General features: G+C 71.2%; 22 protein-coding genes. 8 read left to right on the top strand and 14 right to left on the bottom strand.

From position 1 onward, the window contains the following. The first annotated feature begins 44 nt into the window (after positions 1-44). The 4 genes from H9L21_RS10160 to H9L21_RS10175 all read left to right on the top strand — a co-directional run bounded on the left by H9L21_RS10160 (position 45) and on the right by H9L21_RS10175 (position 7,515). Positions 45-4,604: an FtsK/SpoIIIE domain-containing protein gene (locus H9L21_RS10160; RefSeq protein ID WP_154596994.1), complete on the top strand. Its 4,560-nt coding sequence runs from the start codon at positions 45-47 to the stop codon at positions 4,602-4,604. A gap of 77 nt (positions 4,605-4,681) precedes the next feature. After that, complete coding sequence (locus H9L21_RS10165) at positions 4,682-5,017, top strand: hypothetical protein (protein WP_154596993.1); 336 nt, start codon at positions 4,682-4,684, stop codon at positions 5,015-5,017. Position 5,018: 1 nt separating this feature from the next. Further along, positions 5,019-6,995 (top strand): hypothetical protein, encoded by a 1,977-nt coding sequence (locus H9L21_RS10170; RefSeq protein WP_154596992.1) that lies wholly within the window; start codon positions 5,019-5,021, stop codon positions 6,993-6,995. A 31-nt stretch (positions 6,996-7,026) separates the two neighbouring features. Further along, positions 7,027-7,515, top strand: coding sequence for a hypothetical protein (locus H9L21_RS10175; RefSeq protein WP_154596991.1), 489 nt, complete (start codon positions 7,027-7,029; stop codon positions 7,513-7,515). 80 nt (positions 7,516-7,595) lie between these two features. Here H9L21_RS10175 and H9L21_RS10180 read toward each other — a convergent pair whose 3' ends face one another. The 5 genes from H9L21_RS10180 to H9L21_RS10200 all read right to left on the bottom strand — a co-directional run bounded on the left by H9L21_RS10180 (position 7,596) and on the right by H9L21_RS10200 (position 10,140). Next, the gene (locus H9L21_RS10180) at positions 7,596-7,742 is read right to left on the bottom strand and encodes a hypothetical protein (RefSeq protein ID WP_154596990.1); all 147 of its coding nucleotides are present in this window, start codon (positions 7,740-7,742) and stop codon (positions 7,596-7,598) included. Positions 7,743-7,832: 90 nt separating this feature from the next. Beyond that, positions 7,833-8,777, bottom strand: a complete 945-nt coding sequence (locus H9L21_RS10185) for a PKD domain-containing protein (RefSeq protein WP_187411429.1) — start codon at positions 8,775-8,777, stop codon at positions 7,833-7,835. Further along, positions 8,774-9,349, bottom strand: a complete 576-nt coding sequence (locus H9L21_RS10190) for a DUF6318 family protein (RefSeq protein ID WP_187411430.1) — start codon at positions 9,347-9,349, stop codon at positions 8,774-8,776. The genes H9L21_RS10185 and H9L21_RS10190 overlap by 4 nt, the downstream gene beginning before the upstream one ends. Before the next feature lie 59 nt (positions 9,350-9,408). Continuing rightward, complete coding sequence (locus H9L21_RS10195; protein WP_154596988.1) at positions 9,409-9,714, bottom strand: WXG100 family type VII secretion target; 306 nt, start codon at positions 9,712-9,714, stop codon at positions 9,409-9,411. A gap of 120 nt (positions 9,715-9,834) precedes the next feature. Further along, entirely contained in the window at positions 9,835-10,140 is a 306-nt protein-coding gene (locus tag H9L21_RS10200) for a WXG100 family type VII secretion target (RefSeq protein ID WP_154596988.1), read from the bottom strand. Between the two features lie 206 nt (positions 10,141-10,346). On the opposite strand from H9L21_RS10200, the gene H9L21_RS10205 reads away from it, so the two are divergent. Genes H9L21_RS10205 through H9L21_RS10215 form a run of 3 tightly spaced genes read left to right on the top strand, consistent with a single transcriptional unit; the run spans position 10,347 to position 13,271 of the window. Further along, a complete protein-coding gene (locus H9L21_RS10205) occupies positions 10,347-10,691 on the top strand; it encodes a hypothetical protein (protein WP_154596987.1) in 345 nt (114 codons plus the stop codon). Positions 10,692-10,701: 10 nt separating this feature from the next. After that, positions 10,702-12,672 (top strand): DUF6571 family protein, encoded by a 1,971-nt coding sequence (locus tag H9L21_RS10210; protein ID WP_154596986.1) that lies wholly within the window; start codon positions 10,702-10,704, stop codon positions 12,670-12,672. Beyond that, on the top strand, positions 12,672-13,271 hold the full coding sequence (locus H9L21_RS10215) for a hypothetical protein (RefSeq protein WP_154596985.1): 600 nt from the start codon (positions 12,672-12,674) through the stop codon (positions 13,269-13,271). Before H9L21_RS10210 ends, H9L21_RS10215 begins: the two co-directional genes overlap by 1 nt. Before the next feature lie 3 nt (positions 13,272-13,274). Here H9L21_RS10215 and H9L21_RS10220 read toward each other — a convergent pair whose 3' ends face one another. From H9L21_RS10220 to imuA', 9 genes are all read right to left on the bottom strand, one after another. Then, complete coding sequence (locus H9L21_RS10220; protein ID WP_187411431.1) at positions 13,275-14,384, bottom strand: cysteine desulfurase family protein; 1,110 nt, start codon at positions 14,382-14,384, stop codon at positions 13,275-13,277. Continuing rightward, the gene (gene nadC / locus H9L21_RS10225) at positions 14,381-15,217 is read right to left on the bottom strand and encodes a carboxylating nicotinate-nucleotide diphosphorylase (RefSeq protein WP_154596984.1); all 837 of its coding nucleotides are present in this window, start codon (positions 15,215-15,217) and stop codon (positions 14,381-14,383) included. Before nadC ends, H9L21_RS10220 begins: the two co-directional genes overlap by 4 nt. Continuing rightward, a complete protein-coding gene (gene nadB, locus H9L21_RS10230; protein ID WP_154596983.1) occupies positions 15,210-16,727 on the bottom strand; it encodes an L-aspartate oxidase in 1,518 nt (505 codons plus the stop codon). Before nadB ends, nadC begins: the two co-directional genes overlap by 8 nt. Continuing rightward, a complete protein-coding gene (gene nadA, locus H9L21_RS10235) occupies positions 16,727-17,971 on the bottom strand; it encodes a quinolinate synthase NadA (protein WP_154596982.1) in 1,245 nt (414 codons plus the stop codon). Before nadA ends, nadB begins: the two co-directional genes overlap by 1 nt. Beyond that, positions 17,968-18,609 (bottom strand): NUDIX hydrolase, encoded by a 642-nt coding sequence (locus H9L21_RS10240; protein WP_154596981.1) that lies wholly within the window; start codon positions 18,607-18,609, stop codon positions 17,968-17,970. Before H9L21_RS10240 ends, nadA begins: the two co-directional genes overlap by 4 nt. A gap of 74 nt (positions 18,610-18,683) precedes the next feature. Beyond that, a complete protein-coding gene (locus H9L21_RS10245) occupies positions 18,684-19,571 on the bottom strand; it encodes a GNAT family N-acetyltransferase (protein WP_154596980.1) in 888 nt (295 codons plus the stop codon). Positions 19,572-19,612: 41 nt separating this feature from the next. Beyond that, on the bottom strand, positions 19,613-22,987 hold the full coding sequence (locus tag H9L21_RS10250) for an error-prone DNA polymerase (RefSeq protein WP_154596979.1): 3,375 nt from the start codon (positions 22,985-22,987) through the stop codon (positions 19,613-19,615). A 15-nt stretch (positions 22,988-23,002) separates the two neighbouring features. Beyond that, positions 23,003-24,577 carry a DNA polymerase Y family protein gene (locus H9L21_RS10255; RefSeq protein ID WP_154596978.1) on the bottom strand — a complete coding sequence of 525 codons (1,575 nt, stop codon included), beginning with the start codon at positions 24,575-24,577 and terminating at the stop codon, positions 23,003-23,005. Next, positions 24,577-25,260, bottom strand: a complete 684-nt coding sequence (gene imuA' / locus H9L21_RS10260) for a DnaE2-dependent mutagenesis accessory factor ImuA' (protein WP_154596977.1) — start codon at positions 25,258-25,260, stop codon at positions 24,577-24,579. The genes H9L21_RS10255 and imuA' overlap by 1 nt, the downstream gene beginning before the upstream one ends. Before the next feature lie 121 nt (positions 25,261-25,381). Here imuA' and H9L21_RS10265 point away from each other — a divergent pair, with 121 nt between their 5' ends. Further along, entirely contained in the window at positions 25,382-25,921 is a 540-nt protein-coding gene (locus tag H9L21_RS10265; RefSeq protein ID WP_154596976.1) for a hypothetical protein, read from the top strand. Positions 25,922-25,928: the final 7 nt, after the last annotated feature.

Here is a 25,928-nt window from a genome sequence, read left to right on the forward strand (position 1 = left end):
CGAACCGGAGAAGCATCGGCGACCGACCCTCTACCCTGTGACCCATGCGATTGCTCGTCACTGCGGAGGCGGCCTCGTCGGGGGAAAGTCGCGACGCGATCGTCGCCTATTCCGCCGCGAGCACCGTCGGGGATCTCGAGTCCCTGCTGCAGCAACTCTTCGGTCAGCGGCCACTCCACGCCGACGTCGCCGACGTCATCGACCTCGACGCACGACGTGGCGGCGCGGGCGACCGCACCGGTCCCGGCCTGTACCTCGGTTCGCGGCGACTCGACCCGGACACGACCCTCGTGGGCGCCGGGATCCGTCACGGCGCGGTCGTGGGACTCGGCGGTCCCAGTCGGCACCGCGCCCAGGAGCCCCAGGGTCTGGTCGAGGTGCGGGTCAGCTCGGGACGGGGCGCGGGTCGCGTGCACCGCCTCGGCATCGGCACCTGGACCATCGGCTCGGCCGAGCACTGCGCCATCCGGATCGCCGGCGCTCCCGAGATCGCGGCGCGGCTCGAGGTCGACGCCCAGGGAACGGTCGAGGTCACGGCCGACGAGGCAGCCCGTGACCTCACGGTTCCCGTCCCCGCCCGGCGCGAGCCGCCGAGCGAGCCCATCGTTCTCGCGGCGAGCGTCGCCACCCGCCAGCGCCGCAGGTTCCGGCGCAAGCGCCCGGGCCTGAGCGCGCTGCAGCAGGGCCGCCAGGTCGACCCCGGCGCCCCGCTGCCCCTCGTGCGTCTCGACCGCGAGGCCGTGACCGCGCCGACCACCTGGAACGCCGGCGCCGTGCTCGGCGTCGCGAACGTCCTGTTCGAGCTCGGCAGCGTCAGCGCTCCCGACGCGTCCCTGTCCCCCTCGGCGATCGGCCCGGAGCTGGACTACAACCGCCCGCCGCGACTGCACCCGCCGGCGCGCACCAGCGAGTTCTCGCTGCCCAGCGAGCCCAAGCGTCCCGACAAGTCGCCGATCCCGGTCATCATGATGCTCTCGCCCATGGTCATGAGCGGCTTCATGTACTGGCGCACGGGATCGATCTTCTCGCTCATGTTCATGATCCTGATGCCGATCATGATGCTGTTGAACGCCACGGGCACCCGGCGCCAGCAGAAGGTCCGCTACCAGGAGCAGCTGGCCGAGTTCCACCGTCGTCGCGCCGACGTCGAGAAGGCCGCCGTCGACTCGCTGACCTCCGAGCGCGGCCAACGTCGGTCGATCTACCCCGACCCGGCCTCGGTCCTGCTGTTCGCGACCGGCCCGCGCTCGCGGTTGTGGGAGCGCCGCCGCTGGGATCCGGACTTCCTCGAGCTGCGCCTCGGCACGAGCGACCTGCCCTCGGACGTGATCGTCAAGGACTCCACGCGCGAGCAGCACGAGGGGCCGCTGCGCTGGACCGCCCCCGACGTCCCGGTCGTCGTCCCGCTGGCGCCCACGGCCGTCCTGGGCATCTGCGGACCCCCGGACGAGTGCCTCACGACCACCTCGTGGCTCGTCGCCCAGGTGGCCGCACTGCACTCCCCCACCGACGCGTCGCTGTGGGTCTTCACCGACCGCACCAACGCCACGGCCTGGGAGTGGACCAAGTGGCTGCCCCACGCCCGCACCAGCGAGGACCATCCCCGCGCTGCCCGGCTGGCGATCGACGAGGACGATCGCGCGGGCATGATCTCGGAGCTGTCGGCGATCGTCGACCGCCGCAAGGAGCTGGACACCGACGAGCGCGAGTCGCTGCCCTCGATCGTCGTGGTCCTGGACGGCGCCCGCGAGCTGCGCATGGCCCCGGGCATGACGTCGCTGCTGAAGTCCGGCGCGTTCGTGCACGTCTACTTCATCTGCCTCGACCGCACCGCGCGCGAGCTGCCCGAGGAGTGCCGCGCCGTCGTCGAGCTGCACGGCGAGCTGCTCGACCTCGAGACCACCGCCGAGCGTCACATCGACGGCGTGCGCCGCGACATCGTCGACTCGGCCTGGCTCGAGCGCCTCGGTCGCGCCCTCTCGCCCATCCGCGACGTGAGCACCGAGGACCTCAGCTCCAGCCTGCCGGCCGCCAGCCGCCTGCTCGACGTGCTCGGTCTGGACTCGCCCACCGGCGACGATCTCGTCCGGACCTGGGCCGGTGGCGGCCGCACGACGAAGGCCGTGATCGGCGAAGGGCTGGACGGCCCCTTCAGGATCGACGTCCGCGCGGACGGCCCGCACGGCCTCATCGCCGGCACCACCGGATCGGGCAAGTCCGAGCTGCTACAGACGATCATCGCGTCGCTGGCCGTGGGCAACCGGCCGGACGAGTTCAACTTCGTCCTGATCGACTACAAGGGCGGCGCGGCCTTCATGGACTGCCAGCACCTGCCCCACACGGTCGGCATGGTCACCGACCTCGACGGCCACCTCACGACCCGCGCCCTCGAGTCGCTCGGCGCCGAGCTGCGCCGGCGCGAGCACCAGCTGGCCGACGCCCAGGCCAAGGACATCGAGGACTACCTGGCCGCACGTCAGCCCGGCGACGAGCCGATGCCCCGACTGCTGATCATCATCGACGAGTTCGCGGCGCTCGTGGCCGAGCTGCCCGACTTCGTCACCGGCCTGGTCGACGTCGCCCGACGCGGCCGCTCGCTGGGTGTCCACCTGATCCTGGCCACGCAGCGGCCGGCCGGCGTGGTCAACGCCGAGATCAAGTCCAACACCAACCTGCGCATCGCCCTGCGCGTGACCGACGCCAACGACTCCGACGACGTCATCGAGTCCAAGGTCGCGGCCGAGATCCCCAAGTCGTTCCCCGGTCGCGCCTACGCGCGACTGGGCCACTCGTCGCTCACGCCCTTCCAGAGCTCGCGCGTCGGTGGCCGTCCGGTCGGCGACGAGCGAGCCGAGCTGCGCTCGCGCGGGTTCGGCATCGACGAGCTGGTCGCTCCGCCGAAGGCCGCCGGCGACGGCGAGGAGGACGTGTCGATCCCGACCGACCTGGCGACCCTGGTCGGCGCCGTCCGTGAGGCGAACGACCTCATCGGGCTCGAGCCGATGCGCAAGCCGTGGCTGCCGCCGCTGCCCGAGACGCTCACCCTCGACGAGCTCGAGGTCGAGCCGGCGCCCGCGATCGGCGAGAAGGCGGACATCCCCCCGATCGTCTTCGGCCGCGGCGACCTGCCCCACCTGCAGCAGCAGGAGGTCGCGAGCTGGGACCTGCAGCGCGCCGGGCACCTCGTGATCGCCGGTCAGTCCCGCTCGGGCCGTTCGTGGTCGTTGCGGACGATCGCCGCCGCCATCGCCCGGCAGACGGCGCCGACCGACGTCCACGTCTTCGGCATCGACGCCGGCAACAACGCCCTGTTGCCGCTCATGTCGCTGCCCCACGTCGGCGCCGTCGTCACCCGCACGCAGACGGACCGGATCTTCCGCCTCTTCGCCCACCTCGGGCAGGAGCTGACGAAGCGCCAGCAGGTGCTGGCCGAGCAGGGCTTCGCCGACATCGCCGAGCAGCGCGCGGCCGTCGACGGCCCCGACCGGATGCCCTACCTGGTCGTGCTGCTCGACCGGCTCGAGGGCTTCACCACGGCGTTCGAGTCCGTCGACGGCGGCGTGCTGCTCGAACGGCTCGTCGGTCTCCTGCAGGAGGGCGTCGGCGCCGGCATCCGGATCGTGATCGGCGCGGACCGCTCCGGCATCCTGGGGCGCTACTCGTTGCTCGTCGACGACCGGATCGTGCTGTCGATGAGCGATCCCTCCGACTTCTCGGTCGTGGGCCTGCCGACCAAGCAGGTGCCCGCGCACATCCCGCCGGGCCGCGGCTTCCGGGCCGGCGAGCGCCCGCAGGAAGTGCAGTTCGCGATGATCGATGCGTCCGGCGAGGGCACGGCCCAGGTCCGGGCGATCCACGAGCTGGGCCGCCTCGTGGCCGAGCGCTACGGCGATCTGCCGCGCAGCCTGCGGCCTCACCGCATCGACGAGCTGCCGGTGGCGATCAGCCTCGACGAGGCGCTCGGCCTCGAGCCGTCGGACGCGGCACTGAGCCCCAGCTTCATCCCGATCGGCGTGGGCGGCGACACCCTGAGCCTCGAGGGCTTCGATCCGCTCGCGACGGGTCCCGGCTTCCTGGTCGCCGGTCCGCCGCGGTCCGGACGCAGCTCGGCCCTGCTCATCCCGGTCAGTCAGCACCTGCAGCACCGCCGGGACGTCCTGGTGATCGCCCCGAGGCGCTCCCCGCTGCGCGATCTCGACGACCGGCGACTGCAGCTGTTCACCGGCTCCGAGCCCATCGACGAGATCCGTGAGGCGCTGTCGCGGCTGCGCACCCAACACCTCGTGGTCGTCGACGACTTCGAGGTCGTGGGTGCCGACTCACCCCTGGGGCAGCTGCTGGGCGAGACCTACGGCGCCATGCGCGACACCCCCAACGCGATGATCATCGGCGGCGGCATCGACGAGCTGGGCGCGGTCTACCGAGGCCTGCCGGCCGACCTCAAGCGCGGGCGAACCGGCCTGGTCCTGTCCCCTCGCGCGTCCAACGACGGCGACGTGCTGAACGCCCGCCTGCCCCGATCGGTCGGCGCCGCCGTGCCGCCGGGGCGCGGCCTGCTGATCAACCCCACCGGGTATCGCTGGATCCAGGTGCCCAAGGCCTGAGACCCGGCCCAGCATGGTTCGAAAGGCCCGCAACCACGCTATCGTGGCCGGACTCGACCAGAGGGGGGCTGGCGCGGATGGAGACCAACTACTACAAGGTGGCCCTGGGCCATGCGATGACGAGGGTCGCGTTCCAACGCGATCTGTTCGAGGGCTCTCCCTCGCCCGCCAGCGCGATCACCACGCCCGTCGTGGCGAACGACGGCTGGGAGTGCAGCGCCGCCGACGACTGGGCCGACGAGCTGCGCGAGCGGCTCCAGGGCCTGTACGAGGCCTTCGCCCAGGCGCACGCCGACCTCGCCGCCGAGCACGACGCCGAGCCCGACGAGGTCGAGGACGGCCACCGGCACGGGAACGCGTACCGCCCCCATGCGTACGCGCGACCGCACCGCAACATCCCGGTGGGCCCGTGACATGACGGTCAAGATGAACGCCGCCGCCCTCGACGAGGCCATCGCGGCGGCGGGTGCGCTCGCCAGCCGCATCGAGAACGCCCGCTTGGCGTGCTTGCGGGCCGTCCCGCCTGGCGGCCCCACCCTCACGTCCCTGAGCGTCCACGGCATCACGGGCAGCGCCCCCGAGTGGCTGCGTGAGCAGGCGAAGGACCCGCTCGGCGTCGTGCGCGACCTCGCCGACCTGCTGAGCTCCGAGGACGGCTCGTCCGTGACGTGGGACGGGTCCACGACCGGCACGATCGCCGACCTCAAGCAGGAGCTGGCCCGTCGCATCGCCGACGACCTCGACGACCTCGACGACGTGCGCTCGCCGGAGGACCTCGCCCGGGTGGAGGCCGCGACCGCCCTGCTGATGAAGTACGTCGACGACCCCGACGTCACCGCGGCCGTCGCGACGGAGCTGGGACCCGACGGCGTCGCCGCGCTCATCGAGCAGGCGGCGGCGATGACCGGCCCCTACTCGAACTACCCCAACCAGTACGCGACGTACGAGGACTCCAGCTACGGCGAGGAGTACGACCGCGTGCTCGCGCTGCAGGACGACCTCGCCACCGCCCTGAGCGGCGCCGTCGCCACCGCCTCGCGCAGCCGCCGGCTCTCCGAGGACTACGGCCGCGAGCTCGTCGAGAGCGGCGGGCCCTTGGCTCCGGCCGTCCTGTTCGACTACGCACACCGCAACGGACAGGTGTTCGGCTCGGATTTCCTGACCAGCGCCGGCGAGGCGCTGCTCGAGTGGGAGGGCAGCGGCGAGGGGATGTACTGGGCGCAGTTCAACGGTGATCACCCCTTCGGCACGGCCGACCGCAACGAGCTCAGGGACCCCGTCGTGCAATGGATGGAGTCCCTCTCGGACAACCCGCAGGCGTCGCAGGAGGTCTTGCTCGACCCCGACCGGGCCGCCTACCTGCTCGAGCGGCAGTCTCTCGGCGAGGAGACCTCCGGCAACGCGGCCGGCATGGTGCTGCAGACCGCCACGATCGACCAGGCGCTCAATCACGGCTCGTCCGGCCAGAACGCCGCCACCATCGCGACCTGGGCCATCGAGCATTTCGGTGGCGACGCGAAGGCCCAGGACGGCGTCAACGAGGAGCTCGGCGGCATCGTTGCGACCTACATCCGCGACGTCGACCGGATCGCTTTCAACCGCAGTTCCGCCGAGGGCACGGGGACCTACGGGCCGGGCGGCCTGCCGCCGGGCACGAACTTCCCCGGCGAGGGGTTCCCGCCCCACGGGATCATGCTGAACCGCGACTCCCTGACGAACCTGCTGGGCGACATCGGCGGCAACGACCAGGCCGTCTCGGTCATCGGCGGCGCGGCGACCCGGCTCAACGAGGTCCGGCTGCAGCACGGTATCGACGAGGTCATCGGCAGCGGCGTGGACCTCAGTGGCGCGGTGGGCGTCGACAACCCCGTTTTCGCCGCCACCCGGTCGAACGCCGGCCTGCAGGGCTTCCTGTACGACAACATGCTCGAGGGCGGCATCAGCGCCGCCCGCGACAACGTGGCCCAGCGCCGGCGGATGGCCCAATTGCTGCTCCTGCCGACCGAGTTCGTCAAAGTGCCCGGCGGACCGGTCGGGTCGTACGTCGTGGGCGAGGTCAAGAGCCAGCTCACGAACGCGTTCGTCGGCAACGGCGTCTCGGACTCGATCAGCGGCGCCAACGACATGTTCGACGACATCCAGACGCACTCCCAGCTGCAGGCTCTGCACACGTTGGCCACCTCCGACGCCGGTTTGCCCGTCGGCGACCTGCACGACACGTGGCCGGTCGACGAGCACGGCCGGCCCAAGCCGATCGACGAGCTGACCAACGCCGAGCAGACGGACATCATCAACATGGCCAACGGTGGTGGCGACGGCTACGCGTCCGCCGCCTACAGCGGCTCGCTCGACGGTCGCGACCAGCTCCTGAGGCAGTACGGAGGTTCCTGACGTGCGACGAGCGTTGATCCTGGGTGTAGCCGTGTCGTCCCTCCTGGCCGCCAGTGGCTGCCAGGAGCCGTCGTACGACGCGGAGCGCGCGTGCTCCATCCCCACCGACGTCCTCGCAGCGGTGCTCGGCACCGACCGCTTCAGCGCCCCGTCGGAGCGCATCGAGCGACTCCCGTTCACCGAGACGTCCACGCGGGGCAGCGCAGGCTGCCGCATCGACGCCGGGGACGTGAGCCTCTATGCCGAGGCGCTCGTCCTGCCTTCCACCGAGATCCCGCAGCGCGAGGAAGTCATCCGCTCCGAGAGCGACAGCTTCGCGCTGCTCGACGGCATCGCTCGCGCCGACGGCCGGCGCGGCGGCTGGGTGTGCGGGTCCGTCGCCGTCTCCGTCGAGCTCGACGGCAACCGCGACGCCGACCCGTCCGACATGCGCGCGGCCATCGAGGCCGTGGCCGACGAGGCGGGCTGCTACACGGCACCCCCGAGGCCGTGGGACCCCGCGACCACCGGGACGTCCTGACGGGTCAGTCGACCTCGGTCACGGATGCTCCTGGCAGGAAAAGACGCCCGGCCCCTAGGGGAGCCGGGCGTCCAGTCGGGTCAGCGGGGCGACTGCAGGGGCGTCAGCACCGGGTGCTGATCGGCTTCCTTGGCACCCTCGGCGAACTTGTTGTGCTGGAACGCCACGTCGGTACCGGCGTTGGAGAACGCCTGGCACAGCTGGGTCAGAGCCTGCTTGAACTGCACCCGCCGGTTCGTCCCCCAAGTGAAATCACGGGACCAGGATGCTGGCCATGAGCGTAACGGAGAGTTCTGTCCGCAGCAGCCTGAGCGATTTCAGTCGACCTCGGTGACGACCGACTGGATCTCGCCGACCGCGAGGCTCTGCGCCGGTGCGCTGCGGTTCATCGCTGCCGGGAACGAGAGCGGGCCGTTGGGCAGGTTGATCACCAGGTCGTACGCCACCGTCAGGGTCACGTCGTAGGACCCGGCGCGCCGGTAGGCGTGCTCGACGGCGCCGGCCTGACCGACCGCCGCGTTCCGCACCCCGACACCACTGCCGGACCCGCCGTCACCGAAGCTCCACGTGACCTCGCCGGGGGTGAACACCACCGGGATCGTGAGGCCGAACAAGGTGACGTCGACGGTCACCTCGGTCGCCTCGGCCGCGAAGTTGGTCGGGACGTTGACGTACGACATCGCGGCGGGCTCGATCACGAACGACGGCGTCGGCGCGAGAGCGCGGGCCCGGTCGATGATGTCGTCGACCGTGATCGTCGGCGGCTCGGACTCGCGCGGCTCGTCCAGCCCTCGGCACACCACGCCGGCGCGGCTGAAGCCCGCCTCCTCGTCCTCGGCCACGTTGTCCGCGGTCATGCGACGTTCGAACACCCAGTACCGGAAATCGCCTTCCTCGGGGCACTCGTTGGCTCCGCCGCACATCACGTCAGGGTCCATCACGTAGTCGCGGACCCCCGGCCCGGTGGCGCGGACGATGTTGGCCGGGCACCACGGCGTGTGGACCCGTTGGGTCCACGGGCCCGGGATCGGGATCGTCGTGTTGCCGGGAGGCCCGGGGTTCGGGCCCGGGGTCTGACCGGGCTGCGTCGCACACAGGTCGACGGTGCCCTCGCCGTCGTGCGAACCGTCGTAGTCTTCATCGGGACAGTCGGCGGCAGCCACGGGCACCTGGGCGATCTCGATCGCCGTCATGGCCCCGACCGTCATCGTCGTGGTGACCGCCAGGGCACCGACGAGCCGGCACAGGCGGGACGCCGTCATCCCAAGTCGTAGGTCAGGAGCTGCCACTGATCGCCCTTCCACTGGATGTTGGTCTTGAACGGCAATGCCTCGGCGGCGTTGACCGTGCCGATCTTCTTGCCGGTGTCCTTGCGGACGGACTCGCCCTGAGGGATGTCCAGGGCCAGGCGGACCTGGAAGTAGACCTCGTCGTTGACGCTCGGCTCGTCCACGAGGTCGTGACGGGCCGGGCCCGAGCTGACCGTCAGCTTCTCGATCTTGCCGTCGTCGTAGTTGTCGACCCATCCTTGGCACGAGGTGCAGGTGGCGAGATCGGAGATCGCGGTCAGGGCCGGCACGTCACCGGTCGCCATCATGTACAGCACGGTGTCGGCGGCGAAGACGGCGAACGCCTCCGCGCCCTCCTGGCTGAACTCGTCCGCGGGGCGCTGTGGCTTGGCCGTGGCCGACCAGCTCGGAGTCGCCGACGGTGATGGCGAGGCCGACGTGGCGTCGGTCCTCGGCGGGGCGGCGTCGTCATCGTCGTTGCCGCACGCCGCCGTGCCCAGGGCGAGCGACAGGACGAGCGCGGCCAGAGCGGGAGATCGTCGCATGGAGTACTCCTTGAGGGACAGGACGCCCGGCCCCTGGAGGGGCCGGGCGTCTCGTCGGGTCAGCGGGGCGACTGCAGGGGCGTCAGCACCGGGTGCTGATCGGCTTCCTTGGCGCCCTCGGCGAACTTGTTGTGCTGGAACGCCACGTCGGTACCGGCGTTGGAGAACGCCTGGCACAGCTGGGTCAGAGCCTGCTTGAACTGCACCCACGCCTCGTTGAACTCCTTGGCGCCGGTGGACTGCCACTCCTCGTTCGCCTGGTTCAGCGACGCGTCCACGTTGTTGATCATCGTGTCGGTTTCCTGCATCGACTTGTTCAACGTGTTGTACAGCGCGTAGAGATCTTCGATCCGAGCTTGCACCATGGGTATGTCTCCTTCGTCGGTTCGTCCCCCGAGTGAACTCACGGGACCAAGATGCTGGCCATGAGCGTAACGGACACTTCTGTCCGCAGCAGCCCGAACATTCTCGGGGCCCGGCTCCGATCAGCGGGGCGACTGCAGGGGCGTCAGCACCGGGTGCTGATCGGCTTCCTTGGCGCCCTCGGCGAACTTGTTGTGCTGGAACGCCACGTCGGTACCGGCGTTGGAGAACGCCTGGCACAGCTGGGTCAGAGCCTGCTTGAACTGCACCCACGCCTCATTGAACTCCTTGGCGCCGGTGGACTGCCACTCCTCGTTCGCCTGGTTCAGCGACGCGTCCACGTTGTTGATCATCGTGTCGGTTTCCTGCATCGACTTGTTCAACGTGTTGTACAGCGCGTAGAGATCTTCGATCCGAGCTTGCACCATGAGTTTGTCTCCTCAGTCCGTTCGTCCCCCCGAATGCACTCAGCACAGGGACTGTCAGTGATGAAGCATGATGCTAGCGGACGATGCTTCGTTCAGGGCGCGAAGCGACCATGCTCACATGGCCCGTTGTGACCAGATGGGCAGGACGAAAGCCCGAACCGTCTGTAGTCTGCTCACCGAGAGCACACGATCACTTGGGGGAATCGATGACGCCTGAAGACGCCGAGGACAAGACCGAGCCGAACTTGTTCCGCTCCACCCTGCAGTCGGCGAAGTCGACCGTGACCACCTGCGGCGACAACGTGTACTCCGGCTACGGGTCTCCCCTGGACGCCATCGCGAACCCCCTGGCCAACGGCGGGTGGGTCTGCAAGGAGGCCGACACCTGGATCGCCGAGATGAAGGACCAGTGCACCGGGATCACCGAGGCTTTCGACGACGCCGTCACGGCGATCCAGACTCGGATCGGCACCGAGCCAGACAAGGTTCCCGAGAACGACTGGCGGGGCAACAGCTGGCCCCGTCAGTGGCGCGTTCAGAACATGTACTGAGGATGCGGCCATGACCACCGTCAAGATCGACATCGACCAGATCGGCGCAGCCATCACGGCGGCCGAGGACCTCGCCGGCGCCATCGACACCCAGAGCGCCGCGGCCCGGACCGCCTCCCCCATCAGCCTGCCGTCCCTGGCCGACGGCACCGTGGGCAAGAAGTCGCAGTGGATCCGCGACCACCTCGAGGACCTCACGACCCGGCGTGACCTGGCGATCCTGCTGGACACCGAAGGCACCGGTAGCGCCAGCTACACCGTCACCCAGGACACCTTGACCAGCGTCAAGGAGATGCTCGGCGAGGAGCTGGCCGACTCGGTCGCCGACCTCGACCACGAGAGCGATCCCGAGGAGGTCGCCCGCGTCACGGCGATGCTCGACACGTGGAACAAGGACGGCGACGTGATGGCCGCCATGTTCACCGAGCTCGGCCCCGACGGCACCGTCGGCGCCATGTCCAACATCTCCTCCCTGATGGGATACGGCGGCTCCGGCGACCCCGACGCCTACGCCGGCCTGGCCGAGAGCCTGCGCACCGGACTGTCCACCGCCTCGAACGATCCCGGATTCCCCGCCGAGCAGTTCGGCCGCGACCTCGTGCGCTACAGCGTCGCGCCCCTGCTGACCGACGAGGAGCAGCGCGCCTTCGCCGAGAACTTCCCCATGGGCATGAACGGCGCGAACATCCTCACGTACTTCATGCAGGACACGAACTACGACGACGACTTCCTGCTGGGCGCCGCCCGGTCGTTGGACGAGTTCGAGCAGCTCGCCAAGGACGGCAACTTCCCCGCCGACGTCTGGTACAGCCACAACGGCCACGGCCCGCTCGACACGGGCAACGAGACGGGTTGGTACGACGACCCGATGGCCGCGATCATGCACAACTTCGGCGAGAACCCGCAGGCCGGCCTGACCTTCTTCACCGAGGACGCGGATCGCCAGACGTACTACTTCAACGATCGCGAGTGGAAGGCCGACGGCTACGGCGGCATCTCGCACGCCGTCGAGGGCATCGGCACCGACGCCACGAACCTCAAGGACAACGCCGAGGACACGACGAACCTCGTGTCGCAGTTCCTCGACGAGGTGGCCAACAGCTCGGGCTTCACCCCCGAGGACGCCAAGGCAGCCTCCCCGCACATCGCGGACCTGCTGAAGTTCTACATGCCGGCGGTCGACACGACCTTGCGCAACGGCGCGAACGAGGGCGACTCCGGGTCGGGCCCGTTGTCGATCGATCACTTCGGGTCCTTCGAGCACTACCCGATCCTGTTCAAGGACGACCTGGACACCCTGATGAAGGTGGCGATGGGCACCCAGGACGGCACCCAGAGCATCGCCGAGGGCGTCGGTGGCTACCAGAAGACGCAGCTGAACAACATCGCGGCGCAACTGGCGCAGAACCCGGACGACCCGGGCCTGCGCACCGAGCTGCGCGACATCCTGGAGCGCAACGCGTCGCTGCAGGGCTTCACCGAGTTCTCGGTCGGGCAGGTCGAGATCGACGGCGCAGCCGACCGCGACGCCCAGCGTCAGGCCTACATCGACTTGGTCTCCGACGCGGCCGGGATGATCCCGATGCCCGGCGCCGACCAAGTCGGCGACGTCGGAAGCAAGCTGATCGATTACGGCTGGAGCCAGGCGTCCGAATTGGGCAAGGATGCCGCCGGCAACGCCTGGACCTCCGAGGCGGCGGGCGCCACCGACAACGCCGAGGACCGCGCGGAGGCCGGCTCCAACCGGGTCAAGGTCGACTCCTACCTGTCCATGATCGAGTCCGGCCTCATCCCGCGTGACGAGGTGCCCGACCAGTGGTTCAAGAACGGCCGACTGATCGAGCTGGGGGACATCCCGCCCGAGCAGATGGGGTCCTACACGCAAGGCGCCATGAACGGGGTCAACGAATTCGCGACGAACCATGACCTCGAGGGGGCGTACCGCGAGTCGTTCCTCAAGTTCTACGCCCCGGTGAAGTGATGCGCGCGCTCCTCGTCACTGCCGCTCTCGCTGCGGCGCTCGCTCTGGGCGGGTGCGCCGACGACGCCGGCTCGGACTCCGACGACCCGCTGGCCGGGCATCCCGAGCTCCTGCAGGTGTCCGACCTGCCGCCGGTCGACTCGGTCGAGGTGAGCGAGCAGACCAACGTCTCCAAGACGAACTGCGCCGCCATGGACGCGGAGTGGAACCTCGCCGCGTCGAAGGACTTCGTCTACGCCTGGTACGAGCTGGAGGGCGACAGCGACACGACGGTGCGCTCGGCGGTCCAAGGGCCGGCCGCCACGAGCGACGCCATCGACGACACCTTCACGCGGCTCGAGTCGATGATCGCCGAGTGCGTGGCCGGTGGAGCGAGCACCGGCACCTTCGAGCGGTTGGAGGGTCTCCCGGACGGGGCGGTGGGCTTCGTCGCCACGCAGGACACCTCCAACGGCACCCAGACCACCGAGCGCGCCTACGTCAAGCTCGACGATCAGCGTGCGGCGGTCGTCACCGTGGTGCACACCGGTGACGGAGAGGCCCCGGTCAGCGTGACCGAGCTGCTCCCGAAGGCGGTCGAGCGGGCCTCCGACGCCTGACGCTCAACCCTGCGCCATGCGAGCCAGCGCGCGCGCAGCATGTTCGAGCGCGACGCCGTCCACCGACGCGTCGAACGTGAATCGGACGGCGCTCTGGGCGACCTCGCGGTCGAGTCCCATGGCCGTCAGGACGTGGCTGGGCTCGTCGCTGCCGGCGGCGCAGGCCGACCCGCTGGAGCACACGATCCCGCGGGCCTCGAGGTCGACGAGCAGCGACTCGCCCGACCGTCCGGGGAAGACGAAGGACGCGTGCCCCGGCAGACGGTCGCCGGGATGACCGGTGAGGCGCGTCCCCGGTGCGGCGGCCAGGAGACTCGCCACGAAGCGGTCGCGGCGCTCGGTGACTACGGCGGGATCGCCGTGGCCCAGCTCGAGCGCGGTCGCCAGGCCGACGGCGCCCGCCACGTCCTCGGTCCCGGAGCGGCGGCCGTCCTGCTGGCCTCCGCCGTGGACCAGCGGCTCGAACCGCTGCAGCCGGTCGACCCACAGGACGCCGATCCCCTTGGGCGTGCCGAGCTTGTGACCGCTCAGGCTCAGCGCCGTGACACCGAGCGTCCGCACGTTGAGGTCGAGCCATCCCGCGGCCTGGACGGCATCGGTGTGGAAGGGCACGCCACGCTCGGCGGCCAGCGCCGCGAGCTCGGCGACCGGCTGGACCGTGCCGACCTCGTTGTTGGCGTACTGGACGCTGACCACGGTCGTGTCGTCGCGCAGCGCCTCGGCCAACACGGTCGGCCGGACGACGCCGTCGGCGTCGACGGGCAGGACGGTGACGTCGTACCCGAGTCGGCCCAGCCACGCCGCCGATTCCAGCACCGCCGGGTGCTCGACGGCGCTGACGACGACGTGGCGTCCCCGCGGGTCCGCCAGGGCGATGCCCTTGATCGCCGTGTTGTCGGACTCGGTGCCGCCACTGCAGAACGTGACCTCGGACGGCCTCGCGCCCAGCTGTCGCGCGACGCGCGCCCGGGCGTCGTCGAGCCCGTGACGCGCGGCGGCCCCCACCTCGTGGTGGCTGGCCGGGTTGCCGAAGTCGCGGGTCAGGTAGGGCCACATCGCCTCGAGCACCTCCCGGCGCACGGGCGACGTCGCCGCGTGGTCGAGGTAGATCACGACAACCGCACGTCCAGGCCCAGGTCGAGGTTCCTGACCGAGTGCGTCAGTGCCCCCACACTGATCACGTCGACACCGGTCCCTGCGATGGCGCCGATGGTCTCGAGGCTCACGCCTCCGGAGGCCTCGACGAGGGCACGGCCCGCCACGACCTCGACACCTCGACGCAGGTCCTCGAGATCGAAGTTGTCGAGCATGATCGTGTCGACTCCCCCGGCCAGCACGGCCTCGATCTGGTCGAGCCGGTCCACCTCGACCTCGATGTGCGTCGTGTGCGGAAGCCGCGCCCGGGCGGCGCGGATCGCCTCGGTGACGTCCTCGACGAGCGCGAGGTGGTTGTCCTTGGCCATCACGGCGTCGGACAGGCTGAACCGGTGGTTGTGGCCTCCCCCGCACCGGACCGCGTGCCGCTCGAGGGCTCGCAGGCCCGGCGTGGTCTTGCGGGTGTCGGCCACCCGGACGCCCGGTCCGGCCGCCGCGACGTACGCCGCCGTGACCGTGGCGATGCCGCACATCCGCTGGACCAGGTTGAGGGCGATCCGCTCGCCGCGCAGCACCGCCCGCGCGTTGCCGCGGACCGTGGCCAGCGGTGTCCCGGCACCGAAGAGCTCGCCGTCGGCGACCAGCAGCGTGACGTCGAGCCCGGGGTCGAGGGTGGTCATCGCGACCTCGAACACCTCGGCGCCGGCGAAGACGCCGGGCTCGCGGGCGACGAGGTCGGCCGTCGCGACGGCCTCGGCCGGCACGAAGACCTCCGAGGTCAGGTCGCCGTGCGGCGCGTCCTCGTCCAGCGCGTACTCGACGACGCGGCGGATCTGACGACGATCAAGCATGACGCACCCCCACGAGGGTCGAGTGGACCGCTGGGCCGGGCTCGGGCAGCGGGAAGTCGCGGCGGAAGTGGGCCCCGCGCGACTCGGTGCGGGCGAGGGCGGCGGCCACCACGGCACGCGCCACGAGCCACAGGTTCGCGTCCTCGGCCGCCTTCGCGTCGGTCGTCGCCGGCGGCGCCCACCGGGCGAGGACGTCGGCCGCCTCCTGCAGCCCGTCGGCATCACGCGACAGCCCTGCGGCGGACCACATCAGGTGCTGCAGGTCGGTGCGTCCGAAGGTGTCGTCACCTCCGTCGACGTCGAGCTCGAGCGGCGCGGCCCAACGCGCCCGGTCGAACGGCTCGGCCGCCGAGGGCTCCAGGACCGCGTCGGCCACCCGCTCGCCGAAGACCGCGCCCTCGAGCAGCGAGTTCGATGCCAGCCGGTTCGCTCCGTGCAAGCCGGTGCACGCGACCTCGCCGACGGCGAACAGGCCGGGCACGCTCGTGCGGCCCCATCGGTCGGTGCGGACACCGCCCATGGCGTAGTGCGCGGCCGGGGCGACCTCGATCGGGTGACGGGACCAGTCCAGGCCCTGGGACCGGACGACCGCGTCGATCGACGGGAACCGCTCCGCCAGGAACCCTGCGCCCAGCCCCGTGGCGTCCAGCCGGACGGGCGCGCCGCCCTGCCGCGCCATCTGCTCGGCGATCCCGCGGGCGACGATGTCACGCGGGGCCAGCTCGGCGTCGGGATGGACCTCGGTCATGAACCGACGACCGTCGGCGTCGATCAGGACCGCGCCCTCACCACGTACCGCCTCGGACACCAGGTGATTGCCCGGCGTCGCCAGGGAGGTGGGGTGGAACTGGTGGAACTCCAGGTCGGCCAGCACGGCACCGGCGCGCAGCGCGATCGCGACGCCGTCGGCGGTCGCCACCGCGGGGTTGGTGGTGAATGGGAACAGCTGACCTGCTCCCCCGGTGGCCAGCACGACCGCGTCGGCGGTCAGCACCTCCCCGTCGAGCAGACGGACACCGCGGGCAGCGCCGGCCTCGACGACGACGTCGACCACGGTCGTGTTCTCGCGCACGACGATCCCCGAGCCCTCGAGCCGTGCGATCAGGGCCGACGAGATCGCCGCACCGGTCGCGTCTCCGCCCGCGTGGACGATGCGCGCGTGGGAGTGTGCCGCCTCGAGGCCCAACGCGAGCCGGCCGCCCTCCTGGTCGAACCGGACCCCGCGACGGATCAACGTGCCGACCGCAGCCGGGCCCTCGGCGCACAACACCTCGGCCGCGTCGGTGTCGCACAGGCCCGCGCCCGCCGCGACCGTGTCGGCCACGTGCAAGGCCGCGGTGTCGGCAGGCGCGGTCACCACGGCGACCCCGCCCTGGGCGACGGCGGTGTTGGACTGGGCCAGGGGCGCCTTCGCCACGAGGGTCACCTCGACGCACGGGCGCACGGCCAGCTCCAGGGCCGTGGTCAGGCCGGCGACGCCGCTGCCGACCACGATCACGCGGGTCGTCATCAGTGGTCCTGGGGCAGGGCCGCGAGCATCCGCTCGAGAGCGACCTTGGCGTGGGTGGCGACGTCAGGGTCGACGACGATCTCGTTGCGCACCTCACCCTCGACGAGGCCGTCGAGCACCCAGGCGAGGTACCCGGGGTGGATCCGGTACATCGTCGAGCACGGGCACACGACCGGGTCGAGGCAGAAGATCGTCTTGTCCGGGTGCTCCGCCGCGAGCCGGTTGACCATGTTGATCTCGGTGCCGACGGCGATCACGGAGCCGGACGGCTGGGCCGCGATGAACTTGCGGATCGCGTCCGTCGACCCGGCGGCGTCCGCAGCATCGACGACGGGCATCGGGCTCTCGGGGTGCACGATCACCCGGCAGCCCGGGTACTGGGCGCGCGCCTGCTCGATCTGGGCCACCGTGAAGCGCTTGTGCACCGAGCAGAAGCCGGGCCACAGCAACACGCGCGCGTCGTGCAGCACCTCGGCGTCCACCCCCAGGTCGGTGGCGCGGGGGTTGATCATCGGCATCTGCTCCAGCGGGACGCCCATCGCCTTGGCGGTGTTGCGGCCCAGGTGCTGGTCGGGGAAGAACAGCACCCGGCGGCCCTGCTCGAAGGCCCACTCCAGCACGGTGGAGGCGTTCGACGACGTGCAGACGATCCCGCCGTGGCGCCCGCAGAACGCCTTGAGCGCCGCCGAGGAGTTCATGTAGGTGACCGGAACGGTGTCGTCGTCGCCGTAGAACTCGGTGAGGTACTCCCACGCCGCCTCGACCGAGTCCTCGTCGGCCATGTCGGCCATCGAGCAGCCGGCCGCGAGGTTGGGCAGGATGACGTGCTGCTCGGGGCGGGCCAGGATGTCGGCGGTCTCGGCCATGAAGTGCACGCCGCAGAAGACGATCGTCTCGGCATCGGGGCGGGTCAGCGCGGCATTGGCCAACTGGAACGAGTCGCCCACGAAGTCGGCGTACTGCACGACCTCGTCGCGCTGGTAGAAGTGCCCGAGGATCACCAACCGGTCGCCCAGGGTCTGCTTGGCCGCGCGGATCCGCGCGTGCAGCTCGGCTTCGGGCATGCGCTGGTACGCCGACGGCAGCTGGCCGGGACGCACGACCGGCTCGGGGACCAGGTCGTGCTCCGACGCGCCCGGCCCGTACCCGGGAAACCCGTCGAACTCCCACGGCGACTTCGCCAGGTCGGCGTCACACGAGCTGCCCGGCGCCGAGACGATGAGGTCGTTGATCGAGAGGGTCATGGTGTCTCCAGTCGGTAGAGAGCCGGGGGCCGGTGGCTGGTCCCGGTGAGGTGGCGCCCCGTGGGGACGATGCGCGGATTCGCGAGTGCCTGACGGCGGAAGTTGGCAGGATCGAGGCGGACCTGGCGGACCGCCTCGTGGACCTCGCGCAGCTGGGCGATCGTGAACTCCTCGCCCGTGAACGCGTGCGCGATGTCGGAGTAGGTGATCTTGGCGCGCAGCCGGCGCAGGGCGTACTCGACGATGTCGTTGTGGTCGAACGCGAGGTCGGGGACCTCGTCGGCCACGAACCACTCGACGTTCTCGCCGTCGATCGCGCGCGCGTCCTCGTCGGGGCGGACCAGCGCCCAGTAGACGATCGAGACGACCCGGTCGGGCGAGCGGTCGATGCCGCCGAAGCTGTAGAGCTGCTCGAGGTAGGACGGCTCGAGCCCGGTCGTGCGACGCAGTGTGGTGCGCGCCGACGTGACGAGGTCCTCGGCCGGCTCCAGCGGTCCGCCCGGCAGCGCCCATCGGCCGAGGAACGGTTCGCGGATCCGCCGCACCAGCGGCAGCCAGAGCGTGTCGCGTCCGGTGGCCGGGTGCGGGCGCAACGCGAAGATCACGGTGGACACGGCCAACTCGATCCGCTGTTCCATCGCACCCACCTCCTTAGGGTCACAAGGACACTAAGGGGAGGTTATGGTCATGTCAACCCTAAGGTCGCTCTGTCTCAGAAATAGTCACGGACCAGCACGGTCCCGGTCGGCGGCTCGAACTCCCCCGGCCGCAGCACGAGCAGGTCGTACGGGTGGTGCTCGCGGACCCGATGGTCCGGCAACACCGAGGTCAACTCCGTGCCGGACGTGTCGAAGCGGACCGTCGGGGTCATGCTCGAGAACGTGCCGAACATCCACAACAGGGTGTCGCGCGACGCGTCGTCGACCCAGACCAGGTCCTCGACCTCGACGAAGGCATCCCCGCCGACACCCGGCGACCGGTTCCACGCGGCGTAGGCAACGGCACGGCCGTCCTCGTCGAGCGCGAGGGTGACTCCGGTGGCGTCGTTCAGCCAGACATCGTGGTCGAACTCCACCGAGGTGCGCGTGAGCGGCCCGTCGTGCCGGCTGGCCCAGTCGGCATAGATCCGCTTCACCTCCGGCAGGTCGTCCGCCGTCGCGCGACGGAGCTCGCGCTGTCGTGTGAAGCCGCGCAGGGCGGTCGCCGGGACCTCGATCGTGTCCATCGCCCCGACGGTTCGGTACCCCAGGCTCGCGTAGATCCCGGGCGCGCTGGCGAACAGCGTGGCGATCACGTCCCCCTGCGCCCGGGCGTCGTCGTGCAGTCGCTCCATGAGCGGTCGCAGCAGTCCACGGCCCCGGAACTCCGGCGCGATGGCGACGCCCCCGACGCCGCATGTGGGCACCTCTCGCCCTCTGAACCACGAGGCGTACGGCTTGCGCGTGGCGGTGGCCACGAGCTGCTCGTCGAGGAACAGGCCCCACCGCTCGAACGCCGGGTGCTCGACGCGGTCGCCGCCGAGCGTCGTCGTGCCGAATGCCGGGAGCCGCACGGCGACGAGCGCGTCCCGGTCGTCCTCGGTGAGCCTCCGGATCTCCATGGGCTCGAGGTTAGACCCGCTGCTTCGACACCTCCGGCGTCTCAGCGGAAGTCGCGGGAGCGGTGGCCCCGCGGGACGGCGGGGTCGATGAGCCGCTCGATGACCTCGGCGACGAGGTTGACGGCACCCTGCTGGTGCTCGAGCCGGCCCGTGACGACCACCGCCGCACTGGAGCGGGCGACCTGGCGATGGCGCTGCCACACGGTGTCGAACACGACGACGTTGAGCATCCCGGTCTCGTCCTCGAGGTTGAGGAAGGTGACGCCCCCGGCGGTGTACGGCCGCTGGCGGTGGGTGATGAGGCCCGCGACCCGGATCCGCCGGTTCGGCTCGTGCCGGATCAGACCACCCACCGCGAGCACCCCCTGCTGCGTCAGCATCGGCCGCAGGTGGGCGAACGGGTGCTCGCGCGGGGAGATCCTGGTCGACTCGAGGTCGGCCAGCGTCAGCTCGACGTCGCTCATCCCCGGCAGCATCGGCGGCGGCGCGACGATCGCCGTGCCCGGCAGCCGGTCCTGGCTGTCGGTGTAGCCCGCGTTCCAGATCGCCTGCCGCCGGGTCAGCCCGAAGCCGTCGAAGGCGCCCGCCGTGGCCAGCTGCTCCTGCTGGGCCCGGGTCAGCCCGCAGCGGCGCACCACGTCGGCCATGTCGTCGAACGGTCGCTCAGCACGCGCCGCCACGATGCGCTCGGCATCGGCCACCCCGATCCCCTGGACCGACGTCAGCCCCAGCCGCACCGCGTGGTGCCCGTCGCGGCGGTGCTCGGCGTGGTCGGGCTCGGCGGCGGGATCGAACTCCCCCACCGGCGGTTGCTCCTGGGCCGCGCAGGACGCCCGCCCCGTGGGCCCGGTGGCGTCGCCGAGCGGCTCGAGGTCGGCGTGCACCCCCGAGTGCACGATGTCGGGACTCCTGACCTCGACGCCGTGGCGCCGCGAGTCGGCCACGAGCGACTGTGGCGAGTAGAACCCCATCGGCTGCGCCCGGAGCAAACCGGCCAGGAACGCCGCCGGATGGTGCAGCTTGAGCCAACTGCTGGCGTACACCAGCAACGCGAAGCTGATGGCGTGGCTCTCGGCGAAGCCGAAGTTGGCGAAGGCCTGGATCCGGCCGTAGATGTCGTCGGCGAGGTCGCCGGTGATGCCCTTCTGCGCCATCCCCAGGTACAGCTGGTCGCGCAGCCGGTCGATCTTCTCCAGTCCTCGCTTCGAGCCCATCGCCCGGCGCAGCAGGTCGGCCTCGTCCCCGGTGCACCCGCCCAGCACCATCGCGATCTGCATGAGCTGCTCCTGGAACAGCGGGACCCCCAGCGTGCGCTCCAGCACCGGCTCGAGGGTGGGATGCGGATACGTGATCGGCTCCTCCCCCAGCTTGCGCCGGATGTAGGGGTGCACGGCTCCGCCCTGGATGGGGCCGGGACGGATCAGCGCGATCTCGATGACCAGCTCGTAGAACCGGCGGGGCCGCAGCCGCGGCAGGGTGCCGACCTGGGCCCGGCTCTCGACCTGGAACACCCCGATCGAGTCGGCCCGGCAGAGCATGTCGTAGACGCCCTGCTCCTCCTTGGGGATCGTCGCGAGCGTCCACCGCTCGCCGATCGACTCGTCGATGATGTCGAAGGTGTGCTGGATCGCGCCGAGCATCCCCAGGCCGAGCAGGTCGAACTTGACCAGTCCCATGTAGGCGCAGTCGTCCTTGTCCCACTGCAGCACGGTGCGGCCGGGCATCCGGGCGCGCTCGATCGGCACGACCTCGCCCACGGGACGCTCGGTCAGGACCATGCCGCCGGAGTGGATGCCCAGGTGCCGCGGCGACTTCATCGCCTGCTCGGCCAGCCGCACGACCGGCTCGGGGATCGCCTCGGCGCCCTCACCACTGCCGTTCTCGGTGCGGACGGAGGACCACGAGTCGATCCGCTTGCTCCACGCGTCCTGCTGACCCGCCGAGTACCCCAGCGCCTTGGCCATGTCGCGCACCGCGGACTTGGGCCGGTAGCTGATCACGTTGCAGACCTGGGCGGCGTTGCGGCGGCCGTACTTGTCGTAGACCCACTGGATCACCTCCTCGCGACGGTCGGAGTCGAAGTCCACGTCGATGTCGGGCTCCTCGTCGCGGGTGGCCGAGAGGAAGCGCTCGAAGGGCAGCCCGTACTTGATCGAGTCGACCGCGGTGATCTCGAGGGCGTAACAGACCGCCGAGTTCGCCGCCGAGCCGCGGCCCTGGCACAGGATGCCGCGGCTGCGGGCGAAGGCGACGATGTCGTGGACGATGAGGAAGTAGCCGGCGAAGTCCTTGTCCTCGATGACGGCCAGCTCGCGCTGCAGCCGTGTCTCGGCGTCGTCGCGACAGTCGGCGTAGAGCCGGTCGGCCCCCTGCCGCACCAGCTCGCGCAGCCAGCTCATCGGGGTGTGTCCGGGCGGGACGTCCTGCTTGGGCAGCCGCGGCGAGGCCTTGCGCAGGTCGAACGCGCACGCGTCGGCGATCTCGACCGAGCGGGCGACCGCGCCGGGCCACCGGGCGAACCGCTGCGCCATCTCGGCCCCCGAGCGCAGGAACGGCGGCGGCGCCAGCCAGCCGTCCAGCTCGGCCAGGCTGCGCCGGGCCCGCACGGCGGCGAACGCCTGGGCCAGTCGCGTGTCGGCGGGTCGCGCGGCGTGGACGTTGCCGGTGGCGACCGTGGGCAGCCCCAGCTCGGCGGCCCAGCCCGCGAGGGCGTCGTTGGCGGGACCGTCGCCGGGTCCGCCGTGGTCGGTGAGCTCGACGACCACGTGGTCGTGGCCGAAGAGATCGACCAGCCGGCGCAGTCCGCTCATCCCCTCGCGCCGGACCCAGCCCTTGCGGCAGCCGGTCAGCACGACCCAACGGTCGCGACCGCGCTCGGCCAGGTCGGCCAGGTCGTAGGCAGGCCGGCCCTTCTCGTCGCCGGCCAGGTTCGCCTCGGTGATCGCCGAGGCGAGCGCGTGATAGCCCTCGACCCCGCGCGCCAGCACCAGCAGGTGGTCGCCCTCGGGATCGGGGACGCCGTTCTGGGGGCCGGTCAGCCCCAGGGACAGCTCGGCCCCGTAGACCGTGCGGAGCCCGTGCAGCTGGGCGGCCTCGGCGAACCGGGCGGCGCCGCTGAACCCGTCGTGGTCGGTCAGGGCGAGGGCCGACAGCCCCAGCCCCACCGCCTCGCGGACGAGCTCCTCGGGGTGGCTGGCACCGTCGAGGAAGCTGTGGTTGCTGTGGCAATGCAGCTCGGCGTACGGCACCACCGCGGCCGGCACCTCGGGAGTCTCGGGCGTCTCATAGGCGGGCCGCTTGCGCGAGAACGCCGGGCCGTCGCCACCGTCGGGCAACGGCTGGGCCGGGTCGCGCCAGCGTCCGGACAGCCGTGCCTCCAGCTCGCGCCAGGAGATGTCGGGGTTGTTCCAGCCCATCAGAGCCGTCCCGGATCAGTCATAGCGGGCCTCGGTCCACCAGCGGCCGTTCTCGACCACCATGAGCCAGGCACTGCCGTCGACACCGACGACCTGGAAACGGGCCACGCGTCGGGCCGCGGCCTCGTCCCACCAGTGCTCGTCGACCGGCCACGGCCCGGCCCAAGCGGCCACGGGCTGCCAGGCCAGATCGGCCGCAGCGCGGAACCGGGCCGGCCGACCCGACAGCCCGCCGCGTCCGCTGACACTGACCGGGAGCCCTTCGGCACCCACCACCTGCGCGGGCGCCGGCTCGGTGAACACCGTGGCCGGCGCCGGTGCCGGCACGCTGCCGGGCCACGGCCGGTCGACCGGTCGCTGCACGACAGGACGCTCGCCCCACGGCGCCGACAGCCGCCGGTCCGCCGGTGCGCGCCCGCCCTGGACACCGACCGTGCGCACCCCCTCGGGTCCGACCAGCGCCTGGACCCGCGCCACAGATCGCTCGACCTGGTCGTCGGGTCCCCCGCCGAACAGGCTCTCGGCATGGTCGCCCAGGGGCTCGACCTCGACCGGGACGCAGCGCACCGCGACCACCGGTCCACCGGGTGGATCGGCGGACAACTGCCAGCGCAGCCGGTCGAGCACGTCGCCGGACCCGAACCACCGCGGGTGACGCCACACCCGGCTGGACACGCGCGGCTCGCCCGCGACCTCGGCATCGACCTCGATCCGCAGCGTCGAGCAGACCAGACCGGCCCGGTCGAGTCCACGGACGAAGCTCTCGACGCTCTGGCGCGCGCTGAACACCACGGCCTCGGACCGCTCGAGCGCCGGTTCGAAGGCCACGGTGGCCACGAGCTCGGGCGGCGGGGTGCGGCGCGAGATCGGCCGCACCTCCTCACCCTGGGCCCACCGGTGCAGCAGCGCCCCGTGGGCGCCGAACCGCGCCACCACGTCGGCCGCGGGCAACGCCGCGAACTCACCGACCCGCCGGATCCCCAACCGGCGCAGCACGGTGACCAGATCCAGTCCCGGGGTGGTCGCATCCGCCGGCGTGGGCACCTCCAGCACCTCGACCGGCAGCTCGCGCAGGAAGTCGGCGTTGCCGCCGGGGGCCACGATGAGGCAGTCCTGGGCGGGCGCCTGCCGCGCCGCCAGCTCGGCGACGAAGACCCCGTCGGCGATGCCGAAGCGCACGTCCCACACCCCGAGCCCGACCAGGTGCTCGGCCATCACGGCAGCGGCCTCCGCCTCGCCGCCGTAGTACCGCTCGGGCACGCTCAAGGCGCACAGGCCAGGACGCAGTGGCGCCACCCCCGGGCTGAGCTCCTCGAGGGTGGTCAGCACCTGCTCGAAGGTGCGGGCGTCGACCTCGGGGCGGTGGTCGCACACCACCAGGTCGGGACAGCGCGACTGTGCGTCGCGGCGCCGCATCCCCCGGCGGACGCCCTGGGCCCGGGCCGCCAGCGTGCAGGCCAGCACGACGCCCTTGTCGAGCACCGCGAGCGCCTCGGCATCGGCGGTCGAGCCGCCCCGGTTCGCCTCGGCGTGCTCGGCCTGGCGTACGAGAGCGGGCCAGTCGGGAACCCACGCCACCATCGTGCGCATCAGCCGGCCACCTCGATCGGACCGCGACGCACGGCGCGCTCGACCGTCGACCCGCCGACCGGCGCGACGTGCAGCTCGCGGTCGGGGAACCACAGCCGGCGCGAGCCGGTGACCCGGCCACCTCGTTCGACCTCGAGGGTCACCTGCCGGGCCACGAGGTGTCCGTGTCCGTCCTGCACGCCGGTCCAGGCCGGGTCGCGCAGGCGTAGCCGGGCATCGGCGCGAGGCCAGTCACCGACCGCGATCAGGACGCCCTGGCGCCGGTGCAGGCGGGCGCGGAGCCGGGCGACCTCGCGCTCGGGCAGGGTCACGCGGTCGACCATCACGACGCCGACCGCGTCGACCAGGGCGCCCAGCACGGAGGCCGGGTCGGCACCGGCGTCGGGCACCCAGACCGTGCGGTCGAGGTCGACCCCCACCGCGGCGGCCGCCTCGAACCCCACCCGCTCGGTGCCGACCATCGCGCACCAGGCGCCGTCCCGCGAGGGTCCGGCCATCAGCAGCAGGGCCAGACTGGTGGCGTCGACGCAGTAGCTGCCGCCCGGCTGCAACGAGATCAGGCCCTCCAGCGCCGGGTGCGTCGGCATCGACAGCACCGAGGGACGGCCCTGCATCCGGCCGATCTGCGCCCGCAGGTCATCGACCAGTGTGGCGCCAGTGGCAGCAGGGACGGAGGGACTCACTCCTCCATCATCGAACACGTGTTCGATGTCGTCAACACCGGGGTGCACCCCCTCGTGTCGCGTTGCTCGCGCCTGCGCGCTTTGCTAACTTCCCCTCACCACAATCACCATCGGGGGGACCATGTTCCGTATCAAGACCATCATCATCGCCACCGTGGCCGCAGCGGCCACGGCTCTCGCGCCGCAGGTCGCACACGCCGCGCCCGACTGCCAGAACCTGCCTTCCACCAAGTGGAAGTTCACGAAGATCTCGAAGTCCTACAAGCCCACCGGCCTGTACTCGGACTGGGTGCGTCCCAAGAACGCCAGGTTCACGATCACGTACAACCAGTCGGCCACGTCCGCCACGTCGGCCACCGTCAGCTCCAAGCTCTCGGCCGAGGCCGGCACCGTCTTCGTCAAGGCGAAGGCCGAGGTCAGCGGCTCGCTCACGAAGAAGTGGAGCAAGAAGAAGGCGTGGAAGTACACGGCCAGCGTGAAGCGGAACGGGAAGTACAAGTACCGCCTGCGCCAGCGTCAGGAGACGCGCAAGTTCACCGCGACGAAGTACTCGCTGTACCGCGGCGACTGCCGGTACCGCAAGGTGAAGGCGGGCACCGCCGAGATGCCGCGCAGCACCCAGACCTCGCTCATCTGGGACGTCCAGAAGCGCAAGGCCTGAGCCACGC

The organism is Aeromicrobium senzhongii, from assembly GCF_014334735.1.
GTDB lineage: Bacteria > Actinomycetota > Actinomycetes > Propionibacteriales > Nocardioidaceae > Aeromicrobium > Aeromicrobium senzhongii.